This window comes from Ralstonia nicotianae (assembly GCF_018243235.1).
Classification (GTDB): Bacteria; Pseudomonadota; Gammaproteobacteria; order Burkholderiales; family Burkholderiaceae; genus Ralstonia; species Ralstonia nicotianae.
In genome coordinates this window covers 3,097,391-3,120,810 of record NZ_CP046674.1, presented here as the reverse complement: position 1 = coordinate 3,120,810, position 23,420 = coordinate 3,097,391, and the positions used below count along the sequence as shown (strand labels likewise).

Below are 23,420 nucleotides of genomic sequence, written 5' to 3'. Positions count from 1 at the left end.
CATGCAAATGCGTACTCAATATTGCGGTCAGGTCACCGAACAACTGCTGGGCCAGAGCGTCACCCTGTCGGGCTGGGCGCATCGCCGGCGTGACCACGGCGGCGTGATCTTCATCGACCTGCGCGATCGCGAGGGCTTGGTGCAGGTGGTGTGCGATCCGGACCGTCCGGAGATGTTCAAGGTGGCCGAAGGCGTGCGCAACGAGTTCTGCCTGCAGGTCAAGGGCATCGTGCGTGCGCGTCCGGAAGGCACGACCAACCCGAACCTGGCCAGCGGCAAGATCGAGGTGCTGTGCCATGAGCTGACGGTGCTCAACGCCTCCGTCACGCCGCCGTTCCAGCTCGACGACGACAACCTGTCGGAAACCACGCGCCTGACGCACCGCGTGCTGGACCTGCGCCGCCCGCAGATGCAATACAACCTGCGCCTGCGCTACAAGGTGGCGATGGAAGTGCGCAAGTACCTGGACGACAAGGGCTTCATCGACATCGAAACGCCGATGCTGACCAAGAGCACGCCGGAAGGCGCGCGCGACTACCTGGTGCCGTCGCGCGTGAACGCCGGCCAGTTCTTCGCGCTGCCGCAGTCGCCGCAGCTGTTCAAGCAGATGCTGATGGTGTCGGGCTTCGACCGCTACTACCAGATCACCAAGTGCTTCCGCGACGAAGACCTGCGCGCTGACCGCCAGCCCGAATTCACCCAGATCGACTGCGAAACGTCGTTCCTGAGCGAGCAGGAAATCCGCGATCTGTTTGAAGAAATGATCCGCACGGTGTTCCAGAACACCATGTCGGTCGCGCTGGATGCCAAGTTCCCGGTGATGGAGTTCCGCGAGGCGATGGCCCGTTTCGGTTCGGACAAGCCGGACCTGCGCGTGAAGCTGGAGTTCACCGAGCTGACCGACGCCATGAAAGACGTCGACTTCAAGGTGTTCTCCGGCCCGGCCAACGCCGAAGGCGGCCGCGTGGTGGCGCTGCGTGTGCCGGGCGGTGCTGCCCTGTCGCGGGGTGACATCGACGCCTACACCAAGTTCGTCGAGATCTACGGCGCCAAGGGCCTGGCCTGGATCAAGGTCAACGAAGTGGCCAAGGGCCGCGACGGCCTGCAATCGCCGATCGTGAAGAACCTGCACGACGCGGCCATCGCCGAGATCCTCAAGCGTAGCGGCGCGCAAGACGGCGACATCCTGTTCTTCGGCGCCGACCGCGCCAAGGTCGTCAACGACGCCATGGGCGCGCTGCGCCTGAAGGTGGGCCATTCGGACTTCGCCAAGAGCACCGGCCTGTTCGAAGACGCCTGGAAGCCGCTGTGGGTGGTCGACTTCCCGATGTTCGAGTACGACGAGGAAGACGCGCGCTGGGTGGCCATGCACCACCCGTTCACGAGTCCGAAGGACGAGCACCTGGAATACCTGGAAACCGATCCGGGCAAGTGCATCGCCAAGGCCTACGACATGGTGCTCAACGGCTGGGAAATCGGTGGCGGCTCGGTGCGGATCTACCGTGAAGAAGTGCAGAGCAAGGTGTTCCGCGCCCTGAAGATCGGTGATGAAGAAGCGCGCGCCAAGTTCGGCTTCCTGCTGGACGCCTTGCAGTATGGCGCGCCCCCGCACGGCGGCATCGCGTTCGGCCTGGACCGCGTTGTCACGATGATGGCCGGCGCCGACTCGATCCGCGACGTGATCGCCTTCCCGAAGACGCAGCGTGCGCAGGATCTGCTCACGCAGGCGCCGAGCCCGGTCGACGAGAAGCAGCTGCGCGAACTGCACATCCGCCTGCGCGCGGCGGAGGCCAAGGTCGCCGCGCCGGCGGCGGCCACGGCCTGACCGACGCGCTTCCCGCTGGACGCAAGCCGCGCCGGCCCGCAAGGGCGGCGCGGTTTTTTCTTTGGGCCGCGCGGATGCGGCATGGGTGGTGCGCGCGTCGCTTGCCAGGAACGATGGCGGCCGGGCACGGTCTTTTCTAGCTGTCACCGTGTTTGACGAGCGAGGAGAGACGCCTTGAGTGAAACCATCGACTTCGTGCGTGCCTGGGTGGTGGCGCACGCCGCATTTCTGCTGACCTGGCTGATTGCCGCGCTGGTGGTGATCGCGCTGGCCTGGATCGAGATCCGCCGCGCGACACGCCGCGCCGCCATTGCGATGGCGGAGGCGGTGGCGACCACCGTGGCCGCGTGTGTACCGGAAATCGCCGCTGCGGCGCAGGGCGCACAGGGAACGACCGTGCCGATCGTGCCGGCGTCCGGTGCCGGCCTGTCCGAAGCGCTGCGCGATCTCGGCCGCGCCGCCGCCGAACGCATGGCTTGGCTGCGCGGCGTGGCCAATCTGCGCATGCCCGACACGGCACTGCCACCGGTGGCAGGCAACACGCCGGTCCACCCGTTGCTGTATGACGCGCCGCGCCCGCTGGCCGAGGCCTACCTCACCGCCGAACGCTGCTTCGCCGACCACGCCCGCGCGCTGCTGGCCGAGCGCCGCGCGCTGCAGGCGCTGGAGACCGCCGGGCATGACGGCCGCGACGAGCTGCACCGCATCGAGCGTGAGACCGCCGCCATCGTGGTGCGCTTCGAGCAGGCCAACGCGCAATCCGAGCAGACCGAGGTGCAGCGCTTCCTGATCCAGAAATTCAACGCGCTCGGCACGCGCGAGCGTGAGCTGACCGCGCAGCAGGCGGCGCTGCGCCAGCAGTTGGTCGAACGCGCGGATGTGCTGTGGCTGCAGTCGCATCACGCCGCCGAAGCCTACGTGGCGGCGCTCGATCCGCTGCTGGCGATGGCGCGCCGCGAACTCGGCCATGAGACCGCGAGCGATGAGACGGCGCTGTGGCTGTCGCGGGCCCGGGCCGGCCAGGGGCCGCTGCGCGCCGGCTGAGTGCCGCCGCCGCGGTCCGGCTGCGGTAAGCTATCGGACCGTGGCGCGCTCGCGCCATCCGTTGCTTCTCCTGGTCATGCCGCACAAGATTCCCGTTTCCGTCCTCGTCGTCATCCACACGCCTGATCTCCAGGTGCTGGTGATGGAGCGGGCGGACCACCCGGGTTTCTGGCAATCCGTCACCGGCAGCTGTGACACCCCGGACGAGCTCCTGGCCGAGACCGCGCGCCGCGAAGTGCTGGAGGAAACCGGCATCGACACGATGCAGCACCGGCTCATCGACTGGGGCCATCACATCGAATACGAGATCTACCCGCGTTGGCGCCACCGCTACGCGCCGGGCGTCACGCGCAACACCGAACACTGGTTCGGCCTGCTGGTCGGCGGCGAGGTGCCGGTGCGGCTGTCGCCGCGCGAGCATCTGCAGGCCGAGTGGCTGCCGTACCGCGAGGCCGCCGCGCGCTGCTTCTCGCGCAGCAACGGCGAGGCGATCCTGCAGCTGCCCGCGCGCTTGGCCGACGCGGCCGCGCTGGCAAAGGACCGGGCCTGAGATGCTGCGCCTGCGTGTCGCCACCTACAACATCCACAAGGGCGTGACCGGCATCGCGCGGCGCGTGCGGGTGCACGATGTGCGGCAAGGGCTGCACACCATGGACGCCGACATCGTTTTCCTGCAGGAAGTGCAGGACCGCAACGACCGCCTGGTGGCCGCTGAACTGTTCGACCCGCACTACACCCAGCTGCGATACCTGGCCACCGACGTGTACCCGCACACGGTGTACGGCCGCAATGCGGTGTACGACCACGGGCACCACGGCAACGCTATCCTGTCGCGCTATCCGATCCTGCTGTCGGAGAACCTCGACATTTCCGACCATCGCTTCGAGCAGCGCGGGCTGCTGCATGCCGTCGCCGACCTGGGGTTTGGCGAGGTCCACCTGCTGTGCGCGCATTTCGGCCTGTTCGCACGCAGCCGCCGGCGGCAGGCCGAGGCGCTGATCGAGCGCGTGTGCTCGGTGGTGCCCATCGATGCGCCGCTGGTGGTGGCGGGCGACTTCAACGACTGGAACAACCGGCTCGACCGCGTCATCTGCCAGGCGCTGGGCGTCACCGAGGTGGCCGACAAGGCTGCCGGCGCGCGGCCGCTGCGCACCTTTCCGAGCCACCTGCCGTGGCTGCGGCTGGACCGCATCTATGTGCGCGGCTTCGAGATCGACCGCGCACATGCGCTGACCGGCCGCGACTGGGCCCAGCGGTCCGATCACGTGCCCCTGCTGGCGGAACTGTCGCGCTCATGAAGGTCGCGCGCGATGCCGGGCCGTTGCGTTCGGAGTGGCGGCGGGGCAAGCCCCTGCCGGGCAACCGGATCGACCTGCTGCACGGCGGCGCCGCGTTCTTTCCCGCGCTGATCGAAGCCATCGATGCCGCGCGCCGCCGCATCGCGCTGGAAACCTACATCTATATCGACGACGACACCGGGCGCCGCGTGACCGAGGCGCTGGCGCGCGCGGCGCGGCGCGGCGTGGACGTGCGCGTCACCGTGGACGGCTTTGGCACCGGCACGCTGCCCGCCGGCATCGCGGCGATGCTGGATGCGGCCGGCGCGGCCTGGCGGGTGTACCGGCCGGTGCGCGGCTTTCGCCTGCAGCGCCGCTACCTGCGCCGCCTGCATCGCAAGGTCGCCGTGATCGATGACGAGGTGGCGTTCGTCGGCGGCATCAACATCATCGACGACCTGAACCACACCCCGTTCCGCGACGACGCACTGGGTGCCCGCTATGACTTCGCCGTGCGCGTGCGCGGGCCGCTGGTCGGCCAGATCGCGCTGATGGTCGACCGGCTGTGGTGGCAGACGGGCCTGCTCGCCGGCGTGCGCGAGGTGGGCGTGACCGGCGTGGCCGCCGAGTTTCCGGTGATGACCGACACGCCCAAGCCGGGGCGGCGCGGTGCCTCGGGGACGCAGCACGATCAGGCGCCGGACAACGTGCTGGCGTCGCTGGTGCTGCGCGACAACGTGCGCAACCGCCGCGCCATCGAGCGCGAGTACCTGCGCGCGCTGGGCACGGCGCGGCACGAGGTGATCATCGCCAATGCCTATTTCCTGCCGGGCGTGCGCTTCATGCGCGCGCTGGCCGCGTGCCGGCGCCGCGGCGTGCGGGTGCGCATGCTGCTGCAGGGCCATGTCGAATATGCGGTGCAGCATTACGCAACGCGTTCGCTGTATCACATGCTGCTGCGCGACGGCGTGGAGATCCACGAATACACGGCCAGCTTCCTGCACGCCAAGGTCGCGGTCGTGGATGGGCGCTGGGCGACGGTGGGTTCGAGCAACATCGATCCGTTCAGTCTGCTGCTGGCGCGCGAAGCCAACGTGGTCGCCTGGGACGCGGGGGTCGCCGGGCAGCTGCGCGCCGCGCTGGAAGACGCCATTGCGCGCCATGCGCGGCCGATCCTCGCCGATGCGCATGCGGCCCGGCCCTGGTGGTGGCGCGTGGTCGACTGGTGCGCGTATCGGCTGGTGCGGCTGGGCGTCGTCATCAGCGGCCGCGCGGCGCACTACTGACGCAAGGCGGGCGCCTGCAATCACACGGAGGGGACATGCAGGTCATCACGGCGGAGGAAGCGGCGCGGCTGGTGCAGCCGGGCTGGACGGTGGCGTGCGCCGGCTTCGTCGGCGCGGGCCACGCGGAGGCGGTGACGCACGCGCTGGAACGCCGCTTCCTGGCCACCGGCGAACCGCGCGACCTCACGCTGGTGTACTCCGCCGGCCAGGGCGACCGTACCACGCGCGGCGTCAACCACTTCGGCAACCCCGGCATGACGCGCTGCGTGGTCGGCGGCCATTGGCGCTCGGCGACGCGGCTGGCCGCGCTGGCGCTGGCCGAGCAGTGCGAGGCCTTCAACCTCCCGCAGGGCGTGCTGACGCACCTGTACCGCGCCATCGCCGGCGGCAAGCCGGGCGTGCTGACCAGGATCGGCCTGCATACCTTTGTCGATCCGCGGACCTCGCTCGATGCGCGCTACCAGGGCGCGGCCATCAACGCGCGCGCCCGGGCGGCCCGCGCGGCCGGCACCGCGTCGTGGGTCGAATACGAGCGCTTTCGCGGCGAGGACTACCTGTTCTATCCGCGCTTCCCGCTGCATTGCGTCTTCCTGCGCGGCACCGCGGCCGACCCGCGCGGCAACATCAGCACGCACGAGGAAGCCTTCCACCACGAGCTGCTGGCGATGGCGCAGGCCGCGCGCAATGCGGGCGGCATCGTCGTCGCGCAGGTGCGGCGGCTGGTGGACCGGCACGACAACCTGCAGGCGGTCCACGTGCCGGGCATCCTGGTCGACTACGTCGTCGTGGCCGAGGATTCGGCCGAACACCAGATGACGTTCGGTGAGGCGTTCAACCCGGCCTACCTCCGGCCCTGGCAGGGCGAAGCGATCCAGCTGCGCGAGGACGCGCTGGAAGCCGGCGCGGCGCTGCAGGCCAGCCTGCACGGCGTGCTCGATGCCCGCACGCTGGTGCAGCGGCGCGCGGTGCTGGAGCTGATGGCGCGGCGGCCGCGCGTGGTGAACCTGGGCGTGGGCATGCCCGCCGCCGTCGGCGCGCTGGCCGAGCAGGAGGGCGCGCGCGGCTTCACGCTGACCGTCGAGGCCGGGCCGATCGGCGGCACGCCGGCCGATGGGCTGAGCTTCGGCGCATCGGCCTATCCGGAGGCGGTGGTCGACCAGCCGGCGCAGTTCGATTTCTACGAGGGCGGCGGCATTGACCTCGCCATTCTCGGCCTGGCCGAACTGGATGGGCAGGGCAACGTCAACGTCAGCCTGTTCGGTGAAGGCGACGACACGATCGTCGCGGGTGTCGGCGGCTTCATCAACATCACGCAGAGCGCGCGGGCCCTGGTGTTCATGGGCACGCTCACGGCCGGCGGCCTGCAGGTGGAGGCTGAAGACGGCCGCCTGCGCATCGTGCGCGAAGGGCGCCTGAAGAAGATCGTGCCGGCCGTGTCGCACTTGACCTTCAACGGGGCGTACGCGGCGCGGTCCGGCATTCCGGTGCGCTATGTGACCGAGCGCGCGGTCTTCGAGATGCGCGACGACGGCCACGGCGGGCGCCGGCTGACGCTGACGGAAATCGCTCCCGGCATTGATCTGCGGCGCGACGTGCTCGACCAGTGCGCCGCCGAGGTTGCCGTGGCAGCCGATCTGCGCGAGATGGACCACCGCATCTTCCGCCGCGGTCCGATGTGCGGCGGGGCGGCGGCATGATCGGGGCGGGTGTTTTCCGTGTCTTGCGGCCGCGTTCTATTTACTGATCGGTAGTACTAGATCGGGGCCGTTGATGTTGCGCCGCGCGTGTTTTCGTGATGCGGCGCACATCGCGCAAAGCCTTGTCCCGACGGGGTTTGCGCGCCGCGTGCTGCAATGCCGTGGCGTGCACCGCGGTGCTTTTGTTTAGATGCGGTTTTCTAATAAAACACTTGCCGCTGAAGCGAGCGGCTGTGAATAATTGAACGACCGTTCGATTTTGGGCTAGAGTGTGCGTGCAGGCCGACTGACGGCCTTGCACGGCACGCGAACGGCGCCCAGCGAGAGCGCGACGTGCCAGCGTGTCATGCCCCCGAAATGAACGGAGAGAAATCATCATGCGTCACCCCACCGCCCGTCCTGAGTCGAACCATGCAGCAGCCACGCCGATGCGCAAGGGCGAGCTGACGCGTGCCGCGATTCTCGATGCCGCGCTGGAACTGGCATCGCGCGACGGACTGGAAGGGCTGACGATCGGTGTGCTCGCCGAGCGCATGCAGATGAGCAAGAGCGGCGTGTTCGCGCACTTCGGCTCGCGCGAGGATCTGCAGGTGGAGGTGGTGCGCGAGTATCACCGCCGGTTCGAGCGGGAAGTCTTCTACCCGAGCCTGACGGAACCGCGCGGGCTGCCGCGCCTGTGGAGCCTGGTGCGCCGCTGGATGGAGCGGCGCATCCAGGAGGTCACCACGGGCTGCATCTACATCAGCGGCGCGGTGGAGTACGACGACCGCGCCGGGAGCCCGGTGCGCGACGAACTCGTCAAGAGCGTCACGATCTGGCGGGCGGCGCTGACCCGCGCGATCGAGCAGGCGAAGGAAGAAGGCCATCTGCGCGCCGAGGCCGATCCGAAGCTGATGCTGTTCGAGATGTACAGCCTGGAGCTGGGCCTGCATCACGACGCGCGTTTCCTGCGGGTGCCCGACAGCGCCGAGCTGGCCATGGTGGCGCTCAACAAACTGATTCAGTCTTACCGAACCTGACGTGGCATCGCACACCTAGCGGTCGTCGCGCAGCACAACCAAGGAGTCCCAGATGGGTCAATACACCGCACCGTTGCGCGATATGCAGTTCGTCCTTCATGAGCTTCTCGATGTCGAGGGGCATCTGAAGGCGATGCCGGCGCATGCGGAGATCGACGCCGATACCATCAACCAGGTGATCGAAGAAGCCGGCAAGTTCTGCTCGGAAGTCATCTTCCCGCTCAACCAGTCGGGCGATCGCGAGGGCTGCACCTACCACGGCGACGGCGTCGTGACGGCCCCCAAGGGCTTCAAGGAAGCGTACAAGCAATACGTCGAAGGCGGCTGGCCGGCGCTGGGCTGCGATCCGGAATTCGGCGGCCAGGGCCTGCCGATCCTGGTCAACAACGCCGTCTACGAGATGCTGAACTCGGCCAACCAGGCGTGGACGATGTACCCCGGCCTGTCGCACGGCGCCTACGAGGCCCTGCACGCGCACGGCACGGATGAACTCAAGCAGCGCTACCTGCCCAAGCTGGTGTCGGGCGAGTGGACCGGCACGATGTGCCTGACCGAGCCGCATTGCGGCACCGACCTCGGCATCCTGCGCACCAGGGCCGAGCCGCTGGCCGACGGCGCGTACGCCATCACCGGCACGAAGATCTTCATCTCGGCGGGCGAGCATGACCTGTCGGACAACATCATCCACCTGGTGCTGGCCCGCCTGCCGGATGCGCCGGCCGGCACCAAGGGCATCTCGCTGTTCGTGGTGCCGAAGTTCATCCCCGATGCCGCCGGCAACCCGGGCGAGCGCAACGGCGTGAAGTGCGGCTCCATCGAGCACAAGATGGGCATCCACGGCAACGCCACCTGCGTGATCAACCTGGACGGCGCGCGCGGCTGGATGGTCGGCGAGCCGAACAAGGGCCTGAACGCCATGTTCGTGATGATGAACGCCGCCCGCCTGGGCGTCGGCATGCAGGGCCTGGGCCTGACGGAAGTGGCCTACCAGAACTCGGCGGCCTACGCCAAGGAGCGCCTGCAGATGCGCAGCCTCTCCGGTCCGAAGGCGCCGGACAAGCCGGCCGACCCCATCATCGTGCACCCGGATGTGCGCCGCATGCTGCTGACCCAGCGCGCCTACGCCGAGGGCGGCCGCGCCTTCGCCTACTGGATCGCGCTGCAGATCGACCGCGAGCTGTCGCACCCGGACGAATCGGTGCGCAAGGAGGCCGCCGATCTCGTCGCGCTGCTCACGCCCGTCATCAAGGCCTTCCTGACCGACAACGCCTTCACCGCCACCAACGAGGGCATGCAGGTGTTCGGCGGCCACGGCTATATTGCCGAGTGGGGCATGGAGCAGTACGTGCGCGATGCCCGCATCAACATGATCTACGAAGGCACGAACACCGTGCAGTCGCTGGACCTGCTGGGCCGCAAGATCCTGGGCGACATGGGCGCCAAGATGAAGAAGTTCGGCAAGATCGTGCAGGACTTCGTCGAGGCCGAAGGCACCAATGAGGCCATGCAGGAATTCGTCAACCCGCTGGCCGACATCGGCGACAAGGTCCAGAAGCTGACCATGGAGATCGGCATGAAGGCGATGGCGAACCCGGACGAAGTCGGCGCCGCCGCCGTGCCGTACCTGCGCGTGGTCGGTCACCTGGTGTTCGCCTACTTCTGGGCCCGCATGGCCAAGCTCGCGCTGGACAAGCAGGGCAACGGCGACACCTTCTACAAGGCCAAGCTGGCGACGGCGCGCTTCTACTTCGCCAAGCTGCTGCCCGAGACGGCGTACCAGATCCGCGCCGCGCGCGCGGGCGTCAAGCCGCTGATGGACCTCGAAGCCGAGCTGTTCTGACAGCCGCCCCCCAACTCGGGGCGACGTGCAGCCGCGTCGCCCCGCCCGTCTCTGCCTCTCTCCCCGCGAGGACACCATGACCCGCACCGAACTCCCGACCACCCAGGCGCAGCCGCAGGCCGGCGCGCGCTCCAACTTCCTCGTCCGGCGCGTGGCCGTGCTGGGCGCCGGCGTGATGGGCGCGCAGATCGCCGCGCACCTAGTCAACGCCAAGGTTCCCGTCACGCTGTTCGATCTCCCGGCCAAGGATGGCCTGAAGAACGGCATCGTGCTCAAGGCCATTGAGAATCTGAAGAAGCTGTCGCCGGCGCCGCTGGGCGTCAAGGACGACGCGGCCCTGATCCAGATCGCCAACTACGAGGACGACATCGAGCGCCTGCGCGACTGCGACCTCGTCATCGAGGCCATCGCCGAGCGCATGGACTGGAAGCACGACCTGTACAAGAAGGTCGCGCCGCACATCGCGCCGCATGCGATCTTCGCCTCCAACACCTCGGGCCTGTCGATCGGCGCGCTGTCGGACGGCTTCGACGCCGAGCTGAAGTCGCGCTTCTGCGGCGTGCACTTCTTCAATCCGCCGCGCTACATGCACCTGGTCGAGCTGATCCCGACCGCCCACACGCGCGGCGACATCCTCGACAAGCTGGAAACCTTCCTGACCTCCGCGCTCGGCAAGGGCGTGGTGCGCGCCAAGGACACCCCGAACTTCATCGCCAACCGGGTCGGCATCTTTTCGATCCTGGCGGTGTTCGCGGAGTCGGCCAAGTACGGTATCCCGTTCGACGTGGTGGATGACCTGACGGGCTCGAAGCTGGGCCGCGCCAAGTCGGCCACGTTCCGCACGGCCGATGTGGTGGGCCTGGACACCATGGCGCACGTCATCAAGACGATGCAGGACACGCTGAAGGACGATCCGTTCGCCCCGGTCTATGCCACGCCGCCCGTGCTGGCCAAGCTGGTGGAGGCGGGCGCCCTGGGCCAGAAGACCGGCGCCGGCTTCTACAAGAAGGAAGGCAAGGACATCAAGGTGCTGGACCCGCAGAGCGGCCAGTACGGCCCGAGCGGCAAGAAGGCCGACGAGATCGTCGTGCGTATCCTGAAGAAGGCGCCGGCCGAGCGCCTGAAGCTGCTGCGCGAATCGACCAATCCGCAGGCGCAGTTCCTGTGGGCGGTGTTCCGCGACGTGTTCCACTACATCGCCGTATACCTGGAGCAGATCGCCGATTCGGCCGCGGAAGTCGACCTGGCGATCCGCTGGGGCTTCGGCTGGAACAGCGGCCCGTTCGAAGACTGGCAGCAGGCCGGCTGGAAGCAGGTGGCCGAGTGGGTGAAGGAAGACATCGATGCGGGCAAGGCGCTCGCGAACGCGCCGCTGCCGCAGTGGGTGTTCGCGGGCCCGGTGGCCGACAACGGCGGCGTGCATGCGGCGCAGGGCTCGTGGTCGGCGTCGCAGGGCAGCTTCCTGGCGCGCAGCACGCTGCCGGTCTATGGCCGCCAGGTGTTCCGCGCGGCGATCCAGGGCGCCACCACGGTCGACCCGCTCACCCACGGCAAGACCATCGAAGAGACCGACGCCGTGCGCATCTGGGTGGACGACGCGGCCGGCCAGGACGACGTGCTCGTGCTCTCGTTCAAGAGCAAGATGAACACCATCGGCCCGAGCGTGATCGCGGGCATCGTGCGCGCCATCGACCTGGCCGAAGCCGGCTACAAGGGGCTGGTGGTGTGGCAGCCGACCTCGCTCAAGCTGGGCGCGCCGGGCGGTCCGTTCTCGGCGGGCGCGAACCTGGAAGAGGCCATGCCGGCTTTCATGATGGGCGGCGCCAAGGGCATCGAGCCGTTCGTCAAGACGTTCCAGGACGGCATGATGCGGGTGAAGTACGCTAACGTGCCGGTCGTCTCGGCGGCGTCGGGCATCGCGCTGGGCGGCGGCTGCGAGCTGCTGCTGCACTCGGCCAAGCGCGTGGCGGCCTTCGAGACCTACATCGGCCTGGTGGAAGTGGGCGTGGGCCTGGTGCCGGCCGGCGGCGGCCTGAAGGAAGCCGCGCTGGCGGCCGCGCGGGCGGCGGAGGCGGCGGGCAGCACCAACCTGCTGCCGTTCCTGACCAGCCGCTTCCAGTCCGCAGCCATGGCCAAAGTATCGAGCTCGGCGCTGGACGCGCAGAAGCTCGGCTACCTGCAGCCGACCGACACCATCGTCTTCAACGTGCACGAGCTGCTGCACGTGGCGCGCAATGAAGTGCGCGCGCTGGCCGATGCCGGCTACCGCGCGCCGATGCGTCCGGCGGGCATCCCGGTGGCGGGCCGGTCGGGCATCTCGACCATCAAGGCCTCGCTGGTGAACATGCGCGATGGCGGCTTCATCTCGCAGCACGACTTCACGATCGCCTCGCGCATTGCCGAGGCCGTGTGCGGCGGCGACGTGGAAGCCGGCGCGCTGGTGGACGAAGAATGGCTGCTGGCCCTCGAGCGCAAGGCGTTCGTCGAGCTGCTCGGCACGGCCAAGACCCAGGAGCGCATCATGGGCATGCTGCAGACCGGCAAGCCGGTGCGCAACTGATTCGCGCGACGACAGAGAACAGGAGTTTCATCATGACCAAGCAACTGCAAGACGCCTACATCGTCGCCGCCACCCGTTCCCCGATCGGCAAGGCGCCCAAGGGCTCGTTCAAGAACCTGCGTCCGGACGACCTGCTGGCGACCGTGCTCAAGAGCGCGGTGGCCCAGGTGCCGGACCTGGACCCGAAGCTGATCGAAGACGCCATCGTCGGCTGCGCGATCCCCGAAGCGCAGCAGGGCCTGAACGTGGCGCGCATCGGCGCGCTGCTGGCCGGCCTGCCCAACACCGTGGGCGGCGTGACGGTCAACCGCTTCTGCGCCTCGGGCCTGACCGCCGTGGCCATGGCCGCCGACCGCATCCGCGTGGGCGAATCCGACGTGATGATCGCCGCCGGCGTCGAGTCGATGAGCATGGTGCCGATGATGGGCAATTCGCCGTCGATGTCGCCGGACATCTTCACGCGCGACGAGAACATCGGCATCGCCTACGGCATGGGCCTGACCGCCGAGCGCGTCGCCCAGCAGTGGAAGATCACGCGCGATGCGCAGGATGCGTTCTCGGTCGCTTCGCACCAGAAGGCATTGGCCGCGCAGCAGGCCGGCGAGTTCAAGGACGAGATCACCCCGATCGAGATCATCGAGAAGTTCCCCAACCTGGGCACCGGCGCGATCGACCTGAAGACGCGCACGCTGTCGCTCGATGAGGGCCCGCGCGCCGACACCTCGCTCGAAGGCCTGGCCAAGCTGCGCGCGGTGTTCGCCAACAAGGGCAGCGTGACGGCCGGCAACAGCTCGCAGACGTCGGACGGCTCGGGCGCGCTGATCCTGGTGTCGGAGAAGATCCTCAGGCAGTTCAACCTGACGCCGCTGGCGCGCTTCGTGTCGTTCGCGGTGCGCGGCGTGCCGCCGGAGATCATGGGCATCGGCCCGAAGGAAGCGATCCCGGCCGCGCTCAGGGCCGCCGGCCTGACGCAGGACCAGCTCGACTGGATCGAGCTGAACGAAGCGTTCGCCGCGCAGTCGCTGGCGGTCATCCAGGACCTGGGCCTGGACACCGGCAAGATCAACCCGCTGGGCGGCGCGATCGCGCTGGGCCACCCGCTGGGCGCGACCGGTGCGATCCGCGCGGCCACGGTCGTGCACGGCCTGCGCCGCCGCAACCTGAAGTACGGCATGGTGACGATGTGCGTCGGCACCGGCATGGGCGCGGCGGGCATTTTCGAGCGCGTCTGAGCCCGTGCGAGGGGACGGCCCAGGGGGCCAACGCGTTCTCCGTCGGCGATCTGTCCGATTCGCCCGTGCCGGTGTGATCCGGGCGCGGGCATTCTCTCTGGAGCATTCATGTCGATTCGTACCGAGACCGCAGACGGCATCCTCACGCTGACCTTCGACCGCCTGGACAAGAAGAACGCCATCACCGCCGCGATGTACCAGGCGCTGGCGGATGCGCTGGTGGCCGCCGAGGACGATCCCGCCGTGCGCGTGATCGTGCTGGCCGGGCACGAGAGCGCCTTCACGGCCGGCAACGATCTCGAAGATTTCATGAAGCACCCGCCCAAGGACGAGCACGCGCCCGTGCACCGGTTCCTCAGGGCGATCAGCGCGGCGACCAAGCCGCTGGTCGCGTCGGTGAGCGGCGTGGCGGTCGGGGTGGGCACCACCATGCTGCTGCACTGCGACCTGGTGTACGCCTCGGACACCGCCAGGCTGTCGATGCCGTTCGCGCAGCTGGGGCTGTGTCCCGAGGCCGCGTCGAGCCTGCTGCTGCCGCAGTTGGCGGGCTACCACCGCGCGGCCGAGAAACTGCTGTTCGGCGAGCCCTTCGACGCCGGCGAGGCGCGCGAGCTGGGGCTGGTCAACCGCGTGCTGCCGGTGGCCGAGCTGGAGGCCTTCGTGCGCGCCCAGGCGCGCAAGCTGACGCTGCTGCCGCCGTCGTCGCTGCGTGCGACCAAGCGGCTGATGAAGGAGGGCGCCACGCCGCAGATCGCGGCGCGCATGTCGCTGGAGGGCAGGCAGTTCGGCGAGATGCTGCGCGCGCCCGAGGCACGCGAGGCGTTCACGGCGTTCTTCGAGAAGCGCCGCCCGGATTTCTCCAGGTTCAGCTGACCGGGCCTGGGCCCGCCGCGGCAAAAGAAAACCCGGCCGTGGCCGGGTCGTTTTGCGGGACGTTGCCGGTTCAGTGCGGCGGCAGCGCGCGCGGTTTGCGGCTCGCGTCGGTGGCGACGTAGGTGAGGGTGGCCTCGGTCACCTTGACCGTCTCGTGGCGGCCGTTGCTGCCCATGCGCTGCGCATAGACTTCCACGTCCACCGTGATGGAGGTGCGGCCGGTCTTGACCACGCTGGCGTAGAAGCTCACCAGGTCGCCCACGTAGACGGGCTGCTTGAAGACGAACGAGTTGACCGCCACCGTGGCCACGCGCCCGTTGGCGCGCACCACCGCCGGGATCGAGCCGGCGATGTCCACCTGCGCCATGATCCAGCCGCCGAACACGTCGCCGTGGACATTGGCGTCGGCGGGCATCGGCATGACGCGGACGGCGGGCTGCTTGCCGGCGGGCAGCGATACGGTTTCGGCGGGGCGTTCGGGCTGGGACATGGCGGCAACTGGTGCAATCGGCGATCCGGCCGCCGCCCGGGCGGAGCGAGGCGGGCGGCCGCGATCGGTGGGAGAATACACAATCCGCGTTTTTCCTGCACCGCCCATGCGCCGCTACGCCGCCCCCACCGAACCGCCTCCCGCCGGGGCGCCCATGCGCGGCGACTGGAGCACCATCCGCAGCCTGCTGCCCTACCTGTGGGCGTACAAGTGGCGCGTGGCGCTGGCGCTGTCGTTCCTGATCGCCGCCAAGGTCGCCAACCTGGGCGTGCCGATGGTGATGAAGCGGCTGATCGATGCGATGAACGTGTCGCCCACCGACCCGCGCGCGCTGCTGGTGGTGCCGGTCGGCATCATCCTCGGCTATGGGCTGCTGCGGCTGTCGACCTCGCTGTTCTCGGAGCTGCGCGAGATCCTGTTCTCCAAGGTGACGGAGAGCTCGGTGCGCACGCTGGCGCTGCAGGTGTTCCGGCATCTGCACGCACTGTCGCTGCGCTTTCACCTGGAGCGCCAGACCGGCGGCATGAGCCGCGACATCGAGCGCGGTACGCGCGGCATCCAGTCGCTCATCTCGTATTCGCTGTACAGCATCCTGCCGACGCTGGTGGAGGTGGGGCTGGTCATCACGTACTTCTTCGTGAAGTACGACGCGTGGTTCGCGCTCATCACGTTCTGTGCGCTGGTGTCGTACATCGTCTTCACCGTGACGGTGACGAACTGGCGCACGCACTTCCGCCGCAGGATGAACGAGCTCGATTCGCGCGCCAACCAGAAGGCGATCGATTCGCTGCTCAATTTCGAGACGGTCAAGTACTTCGGCAATGAGGAGTACGAGGCGCGCCGCTACGACGAGAACCTGCGGAAATACCGCGCCGCCGCCATCCGCTCGCAGCACTCGCTGTCGCTGCTGAACTTCGGGCAGCAGCTCATCGTGGCCGTCGCGCTGATCCTGATCCTGTACCGCGCCACCCAGGGCGTGGCAGCCGGCCACATGACGCTGGGCGACCTGGTGCTGGTCAACACGCTGATGCTGCAGATCTACATCCCGCTCAACTTCCTGGGCGTGATCTACCGAGAGCTCAAGCAGGCGGTCACCGACATGGATCGCATGTTCAAGCTGCTGCACACGAACCGCGAGGTGGCCGACCGGCCGGACGCGCAACCGCTTGCCGTGCGCGCCGGCGAGGTCCGCTTCGCCCACGTCGATTTCGGCTACGAGTCCAACCGGCAGATCCTGTTCGACGTCGATTTCACCATCCCGGCCGGCACGACCACGGCGGTGGTGGGGCAGAGCGGCTCCGGCAAGTCGACGCTCGCGCGTCTGCTGTTCCGCTTCTACGATGCCACGTCCGGCGCAATCCAGATCGACGGCCAGGACGTGCGCGACGTCACGCAGGCCAGCGTGCGTGCCGCCATCGGCATCGTCCCGCAGGACACCGTGCTGTTCAACGACAGCATCTACTACAACATTGCCTACGGCCGCCCCGATGCCACGCGCGAGGAAGTGATCGCGGCCGCCCGCGCCGCACAGATCCACGGCTTCGTCGAGTCGCTGCCCGAGGGCTACGACACCCCGGTCGGCGAGCGGGGGCTGAAGCTGTCGGGCGGCGAGAAGCAGCGCGTGGCGATTGCCCGCACGCTGCTCAAGCGCCCGCCCATCCTGGTGTTCGACGAAGCCACCTCGGCGCTCGATTCGCGCACCGAGCACGCCATCCAGGAAGAGCTGATGCGCCTGGCGCAGAACCACACCACGCTGGTGATCGCGCACCGGCTCTCGACCATCGTCGGCGCGCACCAGATCCTGGTGATGGAGCACGGCCGCATCATCGAGCGCGGCACGCACGCGTCGCTGTTGCGCGCCGAAGGCCGCTACGCGCAGATGTGGCGCATGCAGGCGCGCGAGCCCGAGCGCGTGCAGGAAACGGAGGCCTGAGGCTGCCGCCGGCTGTTGCGCATCGGCGGCGCGTGCGGCGCGCGGCCGCCGGGTCGTTCCGTTGCAGGGCGCGTGCCGTGCCGGGAGGATGGCCCGCGAGCCCGTCCAGCGCTTAAAATGCCTTCCCAGCAGGCGCCCGTGCGGGGAGAGCGTCCGCCAGTCGAGCGGATGGCCACGGGCGCCGTCGGCACTGCGGGGAAGGGGACACAAGTCGATGGAACTCAAATGGCTGGAAGATTTCATCAGCCTGGCGGAAACGCGCAGCTTTTCGCGTTCGGCCGAGCTGCGGCACGTCACGCAGCCGGCCTTCTCGCGGCGCATCCAGTCGCTCGAAGCCTGGCTGGGCAATGAGCTGATCGACCGCTCCAGCTATCCCACGCGCCTGACGCCCGCCGGCGAAGTCTTCTACGAACAGGCGCTGGCGATGCTCGCGCAGGTCAGCGAGACGCGCGCCCTGATGCGCGGGCAGCGTCCGGCCAGCGCCTCGACCATCGATTTTGCGGTGCCGCATACGTTGTCGCTGACCTTCTTTCCGGGCTGGCTGGCCAAGGTCGAGGAGAAGATCGGTAAGCTGCAGTGCCGGCTGCGCGCGCTCAACGTGCATGACGCGGTGATGACGCTGGTGGACGGCGGCTGCGATCTGGTCATGGTTTACCACCACGCGCGCCAGATGATCCAGCTCGACCCGACGCGCTACGACATGCTGGTGCTCGGCACCGAGCGGCTGTCGCCGTTCAGCAAGCCCGACGTGGGCGGCCGCCCGATCTACAAGCTGACGCCCGCCGCGCGCAAGCCGATCGCCTATCTTAGCTATACGCCCAATGCCTTCCTCGGGCGCATGGTCGATGTGCTGCTGGAGAACTCGCCGGTGGCGCCGCTGCTCGACAAGTGCTACGAGACCGACATGGCCGAGGCGCTCAAGGTGATGGCGCTGGCCGGGCATGGCGTCGCCTTTCTGCCCGAGAGCGCGGTACGCGACGATGTGGCGGCCGGACGGCTGGTCCGCGCCGAAGGTAAGGGCGGCGGCACCCTGTCGATCGAGATGGAGATCCGGCTGTACCGCGAGCACCCGCAGAGCGGCGCGCACGACCGGCGGCACCAGCAGTCCAAGCGCAAGCGCGAGCTGGTCGACATGCTGTGGGCCGTGCTGTCGGCGTGAGGGCCGGAATGGGATCCATGCCGGGTTATGCGTGGCTGGCATAACCCGATGTAAAAACAGCATTGGATTTCGTTCAGGGGCCTGCCTAAGCTGGCGGGCATTTTACAGGCACTCACGAGCCTTACCCAGGCTCCAAAGGAAGAGGAAGACAGCCATGTCCAATGTCGCATCTCCGTCGACGCTCCAGCACGCCATTCCGTCCTACCTGCCAGCCGATAACCTCGGTCCGTGGGGCATCTACCTGCAGCAGGTCGATCGGGTCACCCCCTATCTCGGCTCGCTGGCACGCTGGGTCGAAACCCTGAAGCGTCCCAAGCGCGCCCTGATCGTCGACGTGCCCATCCAGATGGATGACGGCCGCATCGCCCACTTCGAGGGCTACCGCGTGCAGCACAACACATCGCGCGGCCCGGGCAAGGGCGGGGTGCGTTTCCACCAGGACGTGACGCTGTCGGAAGTGATGGCGCTGTCGGCCTGGATGTCGGTCAAGAACGCGGCCGTCAACGTGCCGTACGGCGGCGCCAAGGGCGGCGTCCGCGTCGATCCGCGCAAGCTGTCGTCGGGCGAGCTCGAGCGCCTGACCCGCCGCTACACCAGCGAGATCGGCATCATCATCGGCCCGAACAAGGACATCCCGGCGCCGGACGTGAACACCAACGCGCAGATCATGGCGTGGATGATGGACACGTACTCCATGAACGAAGGCGCCACCGCCACCGGCGTGGTGACCGGCAAGCCGATCGCGCTGGGCGGCAGCCTGGGCCGCCGCGAGGCGACCGGCCGCGGCGTGTTCGTGGTCGGCAGCGAGGCTGCACGCAATCTGGGCATCGACGTCAAGGGTGCGCGCATCGTGGTGCAAGGCTTCGGCAACGTCGGCAGCGTGGCCGCCAAGCTGTTCCAGGATGCCGGCGCCAAGGTGATCGCGGTGCAGGACCACAAGGGCATCGTGTTCAACGGCGCGGGCCTGGACGTCGACGCGCTGATCCAGCACGTGGACCATAACGGCAGCGTCGACGGCTTCAAGGCCGAGACCCTGTCGGCGGACGATTTCTGGGCGCTGGAATGCGAATTCCTGATCCCGGCCGCGCTCGAAGGCCAGATCACCGGCAAGAACGCGCCCCAAATCAAGGCAAAAATTGTCGTTGAAGGTGCAAACGGCCCCACGACGCCCGAAGCGGACGACATCCTGCGCGATCGCGGCATCCTGGTCTGCCCGGACGTGATCGCCAATGCCGGCGGCGTCACGGTGAGCTATTTCGAGTGGGTGCAGGATTTCTCGAGCTTCTTCTGGACCGAAGACGAGATCAACCAGCGCCTGGTACGGATCATGCAAGATGCTTTCCGCGCCATCTGGCAGGTGGCCCAGGACAACAAGGTAACTCTGCGGACGGCGGCGTTCATCATCGCCTGTACGCGGATTCTGCAGGCGCGCCAAGAGCGCGGTCTGTACCCCTGATCGGCGACGCGTCGGTCAATACCGGCGCGGTGCCTCATCAGGGTATCGCTCCGGTCTATCGCGTCGCCGCCGATCAGGCGGCCATGCGCGACGGTTGAAGAAAGAAGCCGGTGTCCATGGACGGACCATAACGTTCCGGGGCACCGCACCATACGAAGGGCAACCCAGGTTGCCCTTCATCCTTCCTCGAAGTCTCCTCCTCGAAGTCGGGCTTGGTGTCAGCGTCAGAGAACGCACATCGGGCGGACTTTCCCCCCCTGGTTTGAACAGTCTTGACGGCCGTCGTCCCGCCGTTGCCTGCGCCTGCGCGCGCGGCACGCGCGAGACCATGCCGTCGGTGAATGCCGCGTGCCGGTTTTCCGGATTGCCGGAAAGCGCAACGTAAGGATTCCGATGTCCCGGAAGCGCAGCAGGCACAAGGCTTTACGAGGGGAGAAAATCCGTTGGATTCAACGGTTTAGTGGCACTACTAATATTGACGCTAAACGTTTTTTGGTACATTCCCGTTTTCTCTTTCATGGTCAAAAGGAGACCTTCATGAACCTCGCCAAGCTGGCAACCGTGCTTGCTGCCATTGGTGTGTTGAGCAGCGCTGCGCACGCGCAGGAGCTGACTGGTACGCTGAAGAAGATCAAGGACACCGGCACCATCACGCTGGGCGTGCGCGATTCGTCGATTCCGTTCAGCTACAACGTCGGCGGGGTCCGGACGATCGGCTACTCGTATGACGTCGCCACCAAGGTCGTCGAGGCTGTGAAGGAGCAGCTCAAGCTGAAGGATCTGCAGGTCAAGGAGATCCCGGTCACGTCGCAGAACCGCATCACGCTGCTGCAGAACGGCACGATCGACCTCGAATGCGGCTCCACCACCAATAACCTCGAGCGCCAGAAGCAGGCGTCGTTCACCAACACCATCTTCATCATCGGCACGCGCATGATGGTGAAGAAGGATTCCGGCATCAAGGACTGGGTCGACCTGAAGGGCAAGAACGTCGTGACCACCGCGGGCACCACGTCCGAGCGCCTGCTGCGCAAGATGAACGACGAGAAGCAGCTGGGCATGAACATCATCAGCACCAAGGACCATGGCCAGTCGTTCCTGACGCTGGAGTCGGGTCGCGCCGTCGCCTTCATGATGGACGACGCCTTGCTGTACGGCGAGCGCGCCAAGGCCAAGACCCCGGCCGACTGGGTCGTCGTGGGCAAGCCGCAGTCGCGCGAAGCCTACGGCTGCATGGTGCGCAAGGATGACGCCCCCTTCAAGACGCTGGCCGACAAGACCATCGCCGGCATGATGAAGGACGGTTCGATCAACGCCGAGTACAAGAAGTGGTTCGAGCAGCCGGTTCCGCCCAAGGGCCTGAACCTGGACTTCCCGCTGTCGGACGACATGAAGGCGCTGATCAAGAGCCCGAACGACAAGGCGCTGGACTGATCGGCTCCCTCAGGAACGAGCAACGCTGAGCATCATTGAAACGGAAGGCAAAGGCCGGTTGACAGGCCCTCCCTTCCGTTTCTTTTTGAGGGAACCATCATGAATTACCACTGGAACTGGGGCGTCTTCTTCACCGAAGCCGCGCAGAATCAGACCTACCTTGACTGGCTGCTTGCGGGGTTGAAAACCACGATCGCGCTGGGCCTGTCCTCCTGGATCATCGCGCTTGTCCTCGGCTCCGTGCTGGGCGTGCTGCGCACCGTGCCCAGCAAGGCGCTGTCGGGCCTTGCCACGGCCTACGTGGAGCTGTTCCGCAACATCCCGCTGATCGTGCAGCTGTTCATCTGGTATTTCGTCATGCCGGAACTGGTGCCGGGCGGCGACTACATCAAGCAGATGAACCCCGCCACGGCGATGTTCCTGTGCGCGATGCTGTGCCTCGGTACTTTTACCGCGGCGCGGGTGTGCGAACAGGTGCGCTCGGGCATCAACTCGCTGCCGCGCGGCCAGCGCAACGCCGGCCTGGCGATGGGCTTCACGCTGGCGCAGACGTACCGCCACGTCATGCTGCCGATGGCGTTCCGCATCATCGTGCCGCCGCTCACCTCCGAGTTCCTGAACATCTTCAAGAACTCCGCGGTGGCGTCGACCATCGGTTTGCTGGAGCTCGCGGCACAGGGGCGTCAACTGGTGGACTACACCGCGCAGCCCTACGAGTCGTTCATCGCCGTGACACTGATGTACATGCTGATCAACCTGACCGTCATGGGAATCATGCGCTGGGTTGAAGCACGTACCCGGCTGCCCGGTTTCATCGGCGGCAAGTAAGCCGGCACGCGAGGATATTCATGGCTTATCAATTCGATTTCACGTCCGTCAACGCCGACAACCTGCGCGTGCTCGGCGAAGGCATGGTCCTGTCGCTCGAGATCACGGCCACGGCCATTCTGGTCGGCATCGTCTGGGGCACGCTGCTGGCGATGATGCGCCTGTCGGGCATCAAGCCGCTGCAGTGGTTCGGGCAGGCCTATGTGAACCTCTTCCGCTCCATCCCGCTGGTGATGGTGCTGCTGTGGTTCTTCCTGATCGTGCCGCAGGTGCTGCAGAAGCTCTTCAACCTGTCGCCGGCCACCGACATGCGCATGACCTCCGCGCTGGTCGCCTTCGCGCTGTTCGAGGCGGCGTACTACTCGGAGATCATCCGCGCCGGCATCCAGAGCGTCTCGCGCGGGCAGATGTTCGCGGCCTATGCGATGGGCATGACGTACGGCCAGGCCATGCGCCTGGTGATCCTGCCGCAGGCTTTCCGCAACATGATCCCGCTGCTGCTCACGCAGGCCATCATCCTGTTCCAGGATACGTCGCTGGTGTATGTGAGCGCGCTGTCGGATTTCTTTACGCAGGCTTACAACATCGGTGAGCGCGATGGCCGCATCGTCGAGCTGCTGCTGTTTGCCGGCTTTTGCTATTTCGTGATCTGCTTCGGCGCCTCCGTGCTGGTGAAGCGGCTTCAGAAGAAGGTGACCCAATGATCGAGATCAAGAACGTTTCCAAGTGGTACGGCCAGTTCCAAGTGCTGACCGACTGCACCACCAGCGTGAAGAAGAGCGAGGTGGTGGTGGTGTGCGGCCCGTCGGGTTCGGGCAAGTCCACGCTCATCAAGACCGTCAACGCGCTGGAGCCGTTCCAGAAGGGCGAGATCCTGGTCGACGGCACCTCGGTGGGCGCCCGCGGCACCAACCTGCCGAAGCTGCGTTCGCGCGTGGGCATGGTGTTCCAGAACTTCGAGCTGTTCCCGCACCTGTCGATCACCGAGAACCTGACGATCGCGCAGCAGAAAGTGCTGGGACGCTCCAAGGACGAGGCGATGGCCAAGGGTTTGAAGTACCTGGAGCGCGTGGGCCTGAAGGCGCATGCCGCCAAGTACCCCGGCCAGCTGTCGGGCGGCCAGCAGCAGCGCGTGGCGATCGCCCGCGCGCTGTCGATGGACCCGATCTGCATGCTGTTCGACGAGCCCACCTCCGCACTGGACCCGGAAATGGTCAACGAAGTGCTCGACGTGATGGTGGAGCTGGCCAAGGAAGGCATGACCATGATGTGCGTGACCCACGAAATGGGTTTCGCCCGCAAGGTCGCCAACCGCGTGATCTTCATGGACCAGGGCCGCATCGTCGAGGATTGCGAGAAGGAGGAGTTCTTCGGCAACATCGACAACCGCTCCGACCGCGCCAAGCAGTTCCTGTCGAAGATCCTGTCGCACTGATCGCCGGGTTCCGCGCAAAAGAAAAGCCGCTC

19 protein-coding genes are annotated in these 23,420 nt (G+C 67.2%); 18 read left to right on the top strand and 1 reads right to left on the bottom strand.

From position 1 onward, the window contains the following. Position 1 precedes the first annotated feature (1 nt). The 11 genes from aspS (at position 2) to GO999_RS14285 (ending at position 14,653) form a co-directional block, all read left to right on the top strand. Complete coding sequence (gene aspS, locus GO999_RS14335; protein WP_021155999.1) at positions 2 to 1,825, top strand: aspartate--tRNA ligase; 1,824 nt, start codon at positions 2 to 4, stop codon at positions 1,823 to 1,825. Between the two features lie 174 nt (positions 1,826 to 1,999). Continuing rightward, complete coding sequence (locus tag GO999_RS14330; RefSeq protein WP_064047608.1) at positions 2,000 to 2,869, top strand: hypothetical protein; 870 nt, start codon at positions 2,000 to 2,002, stop codon at positions 2,867 to 2,869. Positions 2,870 to 2,945: 76 nt separating this feature from the next. Further along, the gene (gene nudB / locus GO999_RS14325; RefSeq protein ID WP_016726635.1) at positions 2,946 to 3,419 is read left to right on the top strand and encodes a dihydroneopterin triphosphate diphosphatase; all 474 of its coding nucleotides are present in this window, start codon (positions 2,946 to 2,948) and stop codon (positions 3,417 to 3,419) included. A 1-nt stretch (position 3,420) separates the two neighbouring features. Further along, the gene (locus GO999_RS14320; RefSeq protein ID WP_011000430.1) at positions 3,421 to 4,167 is read left to right on the top strand and encodes an endonuclease/exonuclease/phosphatase family protein; all 747 of its coding nucleotides are present in this window, start codon (positions 3,421 to 3,423) and stop codon (positions 4,165 to 4,167) included. Continuing rightward, positions 4,164 to 5,432, top strand: coding sequence for a cardiolipin synthase ClsB (clsB, locus tag GO999_RS14315; RefSeq protein ID WP_011000431.1), 1,269 nt, complete (start codon positions 4,164 to 4,166; stop codon positions 5,430 to 5,432). Before GO999_RS14320 ends, clsB begins: the two co-directional genes overlap by 4 nt. A gap of 35 nt (positions 5,433 to 5,467) precedes the next feature. After that, entirely contained in the window at positions 5,468 to 7,129 is a 1,662-nt protein-coding gene (locus tag GO999_RS14310) for an acyl CoA:acetate/3-ketoacid CoA transferase (RefSeq protein ID WP_211906330.1), read from the top strand. 428 nt (positions 7,130 to 7,557) lie between these two features. Beyond that, positions 7,558 to 8,148 (top strand): TetR/AcrR family transcriptional regulator, encoded by a 591-nt coding sequence (locus GO999_RS14305; protein ID WP_020831236.1) that lies wholly within the window; start codon positions 7,558 to 7,560, stop codon positions 8,146 to 8,148. A 52-nt stretch (positions 8,149 to 8,200) separates the two neighbouring features. Then, positions 8,201 to 9,988: an acyl-CoA dehydrogenase C-terminal domain-containing protein gene (locus tag GO999_RS14300; RefSeq protein WP_019717521.1), complete on the top strand. Its 1,788-nt coding sequence runs from the start codon at positions 8,201 to 8,203 to the stop codon at positions 9,986 to 9,988. 76 nt (positions 9,989 to 10,064) lie between these two features. Then, entirely contained in the window at positions 10,065 to 12,548 is a 2,484-nt protein-coding gene (locus GO999_RS14295; protein ID WP_211906329.1) for a 3-hydroxyacyl-CoA dehydrogenase/enoyl-CoA hydratase family protein, read from the top strand. A gap of 32 nt (positions 12,549 to 12,580) precedes the next feature. Beyond that, complete coding sequence (locus GO999_RS14290; protein ID WP_028860190.1) at positions 12,581 to 13,780, top strand: acetyl-CoA C-acyltransferase; 1,200 nt, start codon at positions 12,581 to 12,583, stop codon at positions 13,778 to 13,780. A gap of 108 nt (positions 13,781 to 13,888) precedes the next feature. Further along, positions 13,889 to 14,653 (top strand): enoyl-CoA hydratase, encoded by a 765-nt coding sequence (locus tag GO999_RS14285; RefSeq protein WP_011000437.1) that lies wholly within the window; start codon positions 13,889 to 13,891, stop codon positions 14,651 to 14,653. A gap of 70 nt (positions 14,654 to 14,723) precedes the next feature. Here the strand turns inward: GO999_RS14285 and GO999_RS14280 are convergent, their stop codons facing one another. After that, positions 14,724 to 15,143: an acyl-CoA thioesterase gene (locus GO999_RS14280; protein WP_016726639.1), complete on the bottom strand. Its 420-nt coding sequence runs from the start codon at positions 15,141 to 15,143 to the stop codon at positions 14,724 to 14,726. Positions 15,144 to 15,249: 106 nt separating this feature from the next. Here GO999_RS14280 and GO999_RS14275 point away from each other — a divergent pair, with 106 nt between their 5' ends. The 7 genes from GO999_RS14275 to GO999_RS14245 all read left to right on the top strand — a co-directional run bounded on the left by GO999_RS14275 (position 15,250) and on the right by GO999_RS14245 (position 23,388). Beyond that, positions 15,250 to 17,076, top strand: a complete 1,827-nt coding sequence (locus tag GO999_RS14275; RefSeq protein WP_016724025.1) for an ABCB family ABC transporter ATP-binding protein/permease — start codon at positions 15,250 to 15,252, stop codon at positions 17,074 to 17,076. A 214-nt stretch (positions 17,077 to 17,290) separates the two neighbouring features. Next, positions 17,291 to 18,235, top strand: a complete 945-nt coding sequence (locus tag GO999_RS14270) for a LysR family transcriptional regulator (RefSeq protein ID WP_011000440.1) — start codon at positions 17,291 to 17,293, stop codon at positions 18,233 to 18,235. Positions 18,236 to 18,389: 154 nt separating this feature from the next. Beyond that, the gene (locus GO999_RS14265) at positions 18,390 to 19,691 is read left to right on the top strand and encodes a Glu/Leu/Phe/Val family dehydrogenase (RefSeq protein ID WP_011000441.1); all 1,302 of its coding nucleotides are present in this window, start codon (positions 18,390 to 18,392) and stop codon (positions 19,689 to 19,691) included. A 537-nt stretch (positions 19,692 to 20,228) separates the two neighbouring features. After that, positions 20,229 to 21,125 (top strand): glutamate/aspartate ABC transporter substrate-binding protein, encoded by an 897-nt coding sequence (locus GO999_RS14260; RefSeq protein ID WP_016724024.1) that lies wholly within the window; start codon positions 20,229 to 20,231, stop codon positions 21,123 to 21,125. A 99-nt stretch (positions 21,126 to 21,224) separates the two neighbouring features. After that, positions 21,225 to 21,953, top strand: a complete 729-nt coding sequence (locus GO999_RS14255) for an amino acid ABC transporter permease (RefSeq protein WP_020831242.1) — start codon at positions 21,225 to 21,227, stop codon at positions 21,951 to 21,953. 20 nt (positions 21,954 to 21,973) lie between these two features. Beyond that, on the top strand, positions 21,974 to 22,657 hold the full coding sequence (gene gltK / locus GO999_RS14250) for a glutamate/aspartate ABC transporter permease GltK (RefSeq protein WP_011000444.1): 684 nt from the start codon (positions 21,974 to 21,976) through the stop codon (positions 22,655 to 22,657). Further along, positions 22,654 to 23,388 (top strand): amino acid ABC transporter ATP-binding protein, encoded by a 735-nt coding sequence (locus GO999_RS14245; protein ID WP_011000445.1) that lies wholly within the window; start codon positions 22,654 to 22,656, stop codon positions 23,386 to 23,388. Before gltK ends, GO999_RS14245 begins: the two co-directional genes overlap by 4 nt. Positions 23,389 to 23,420 lie beyond the last annotated feature (32 nt).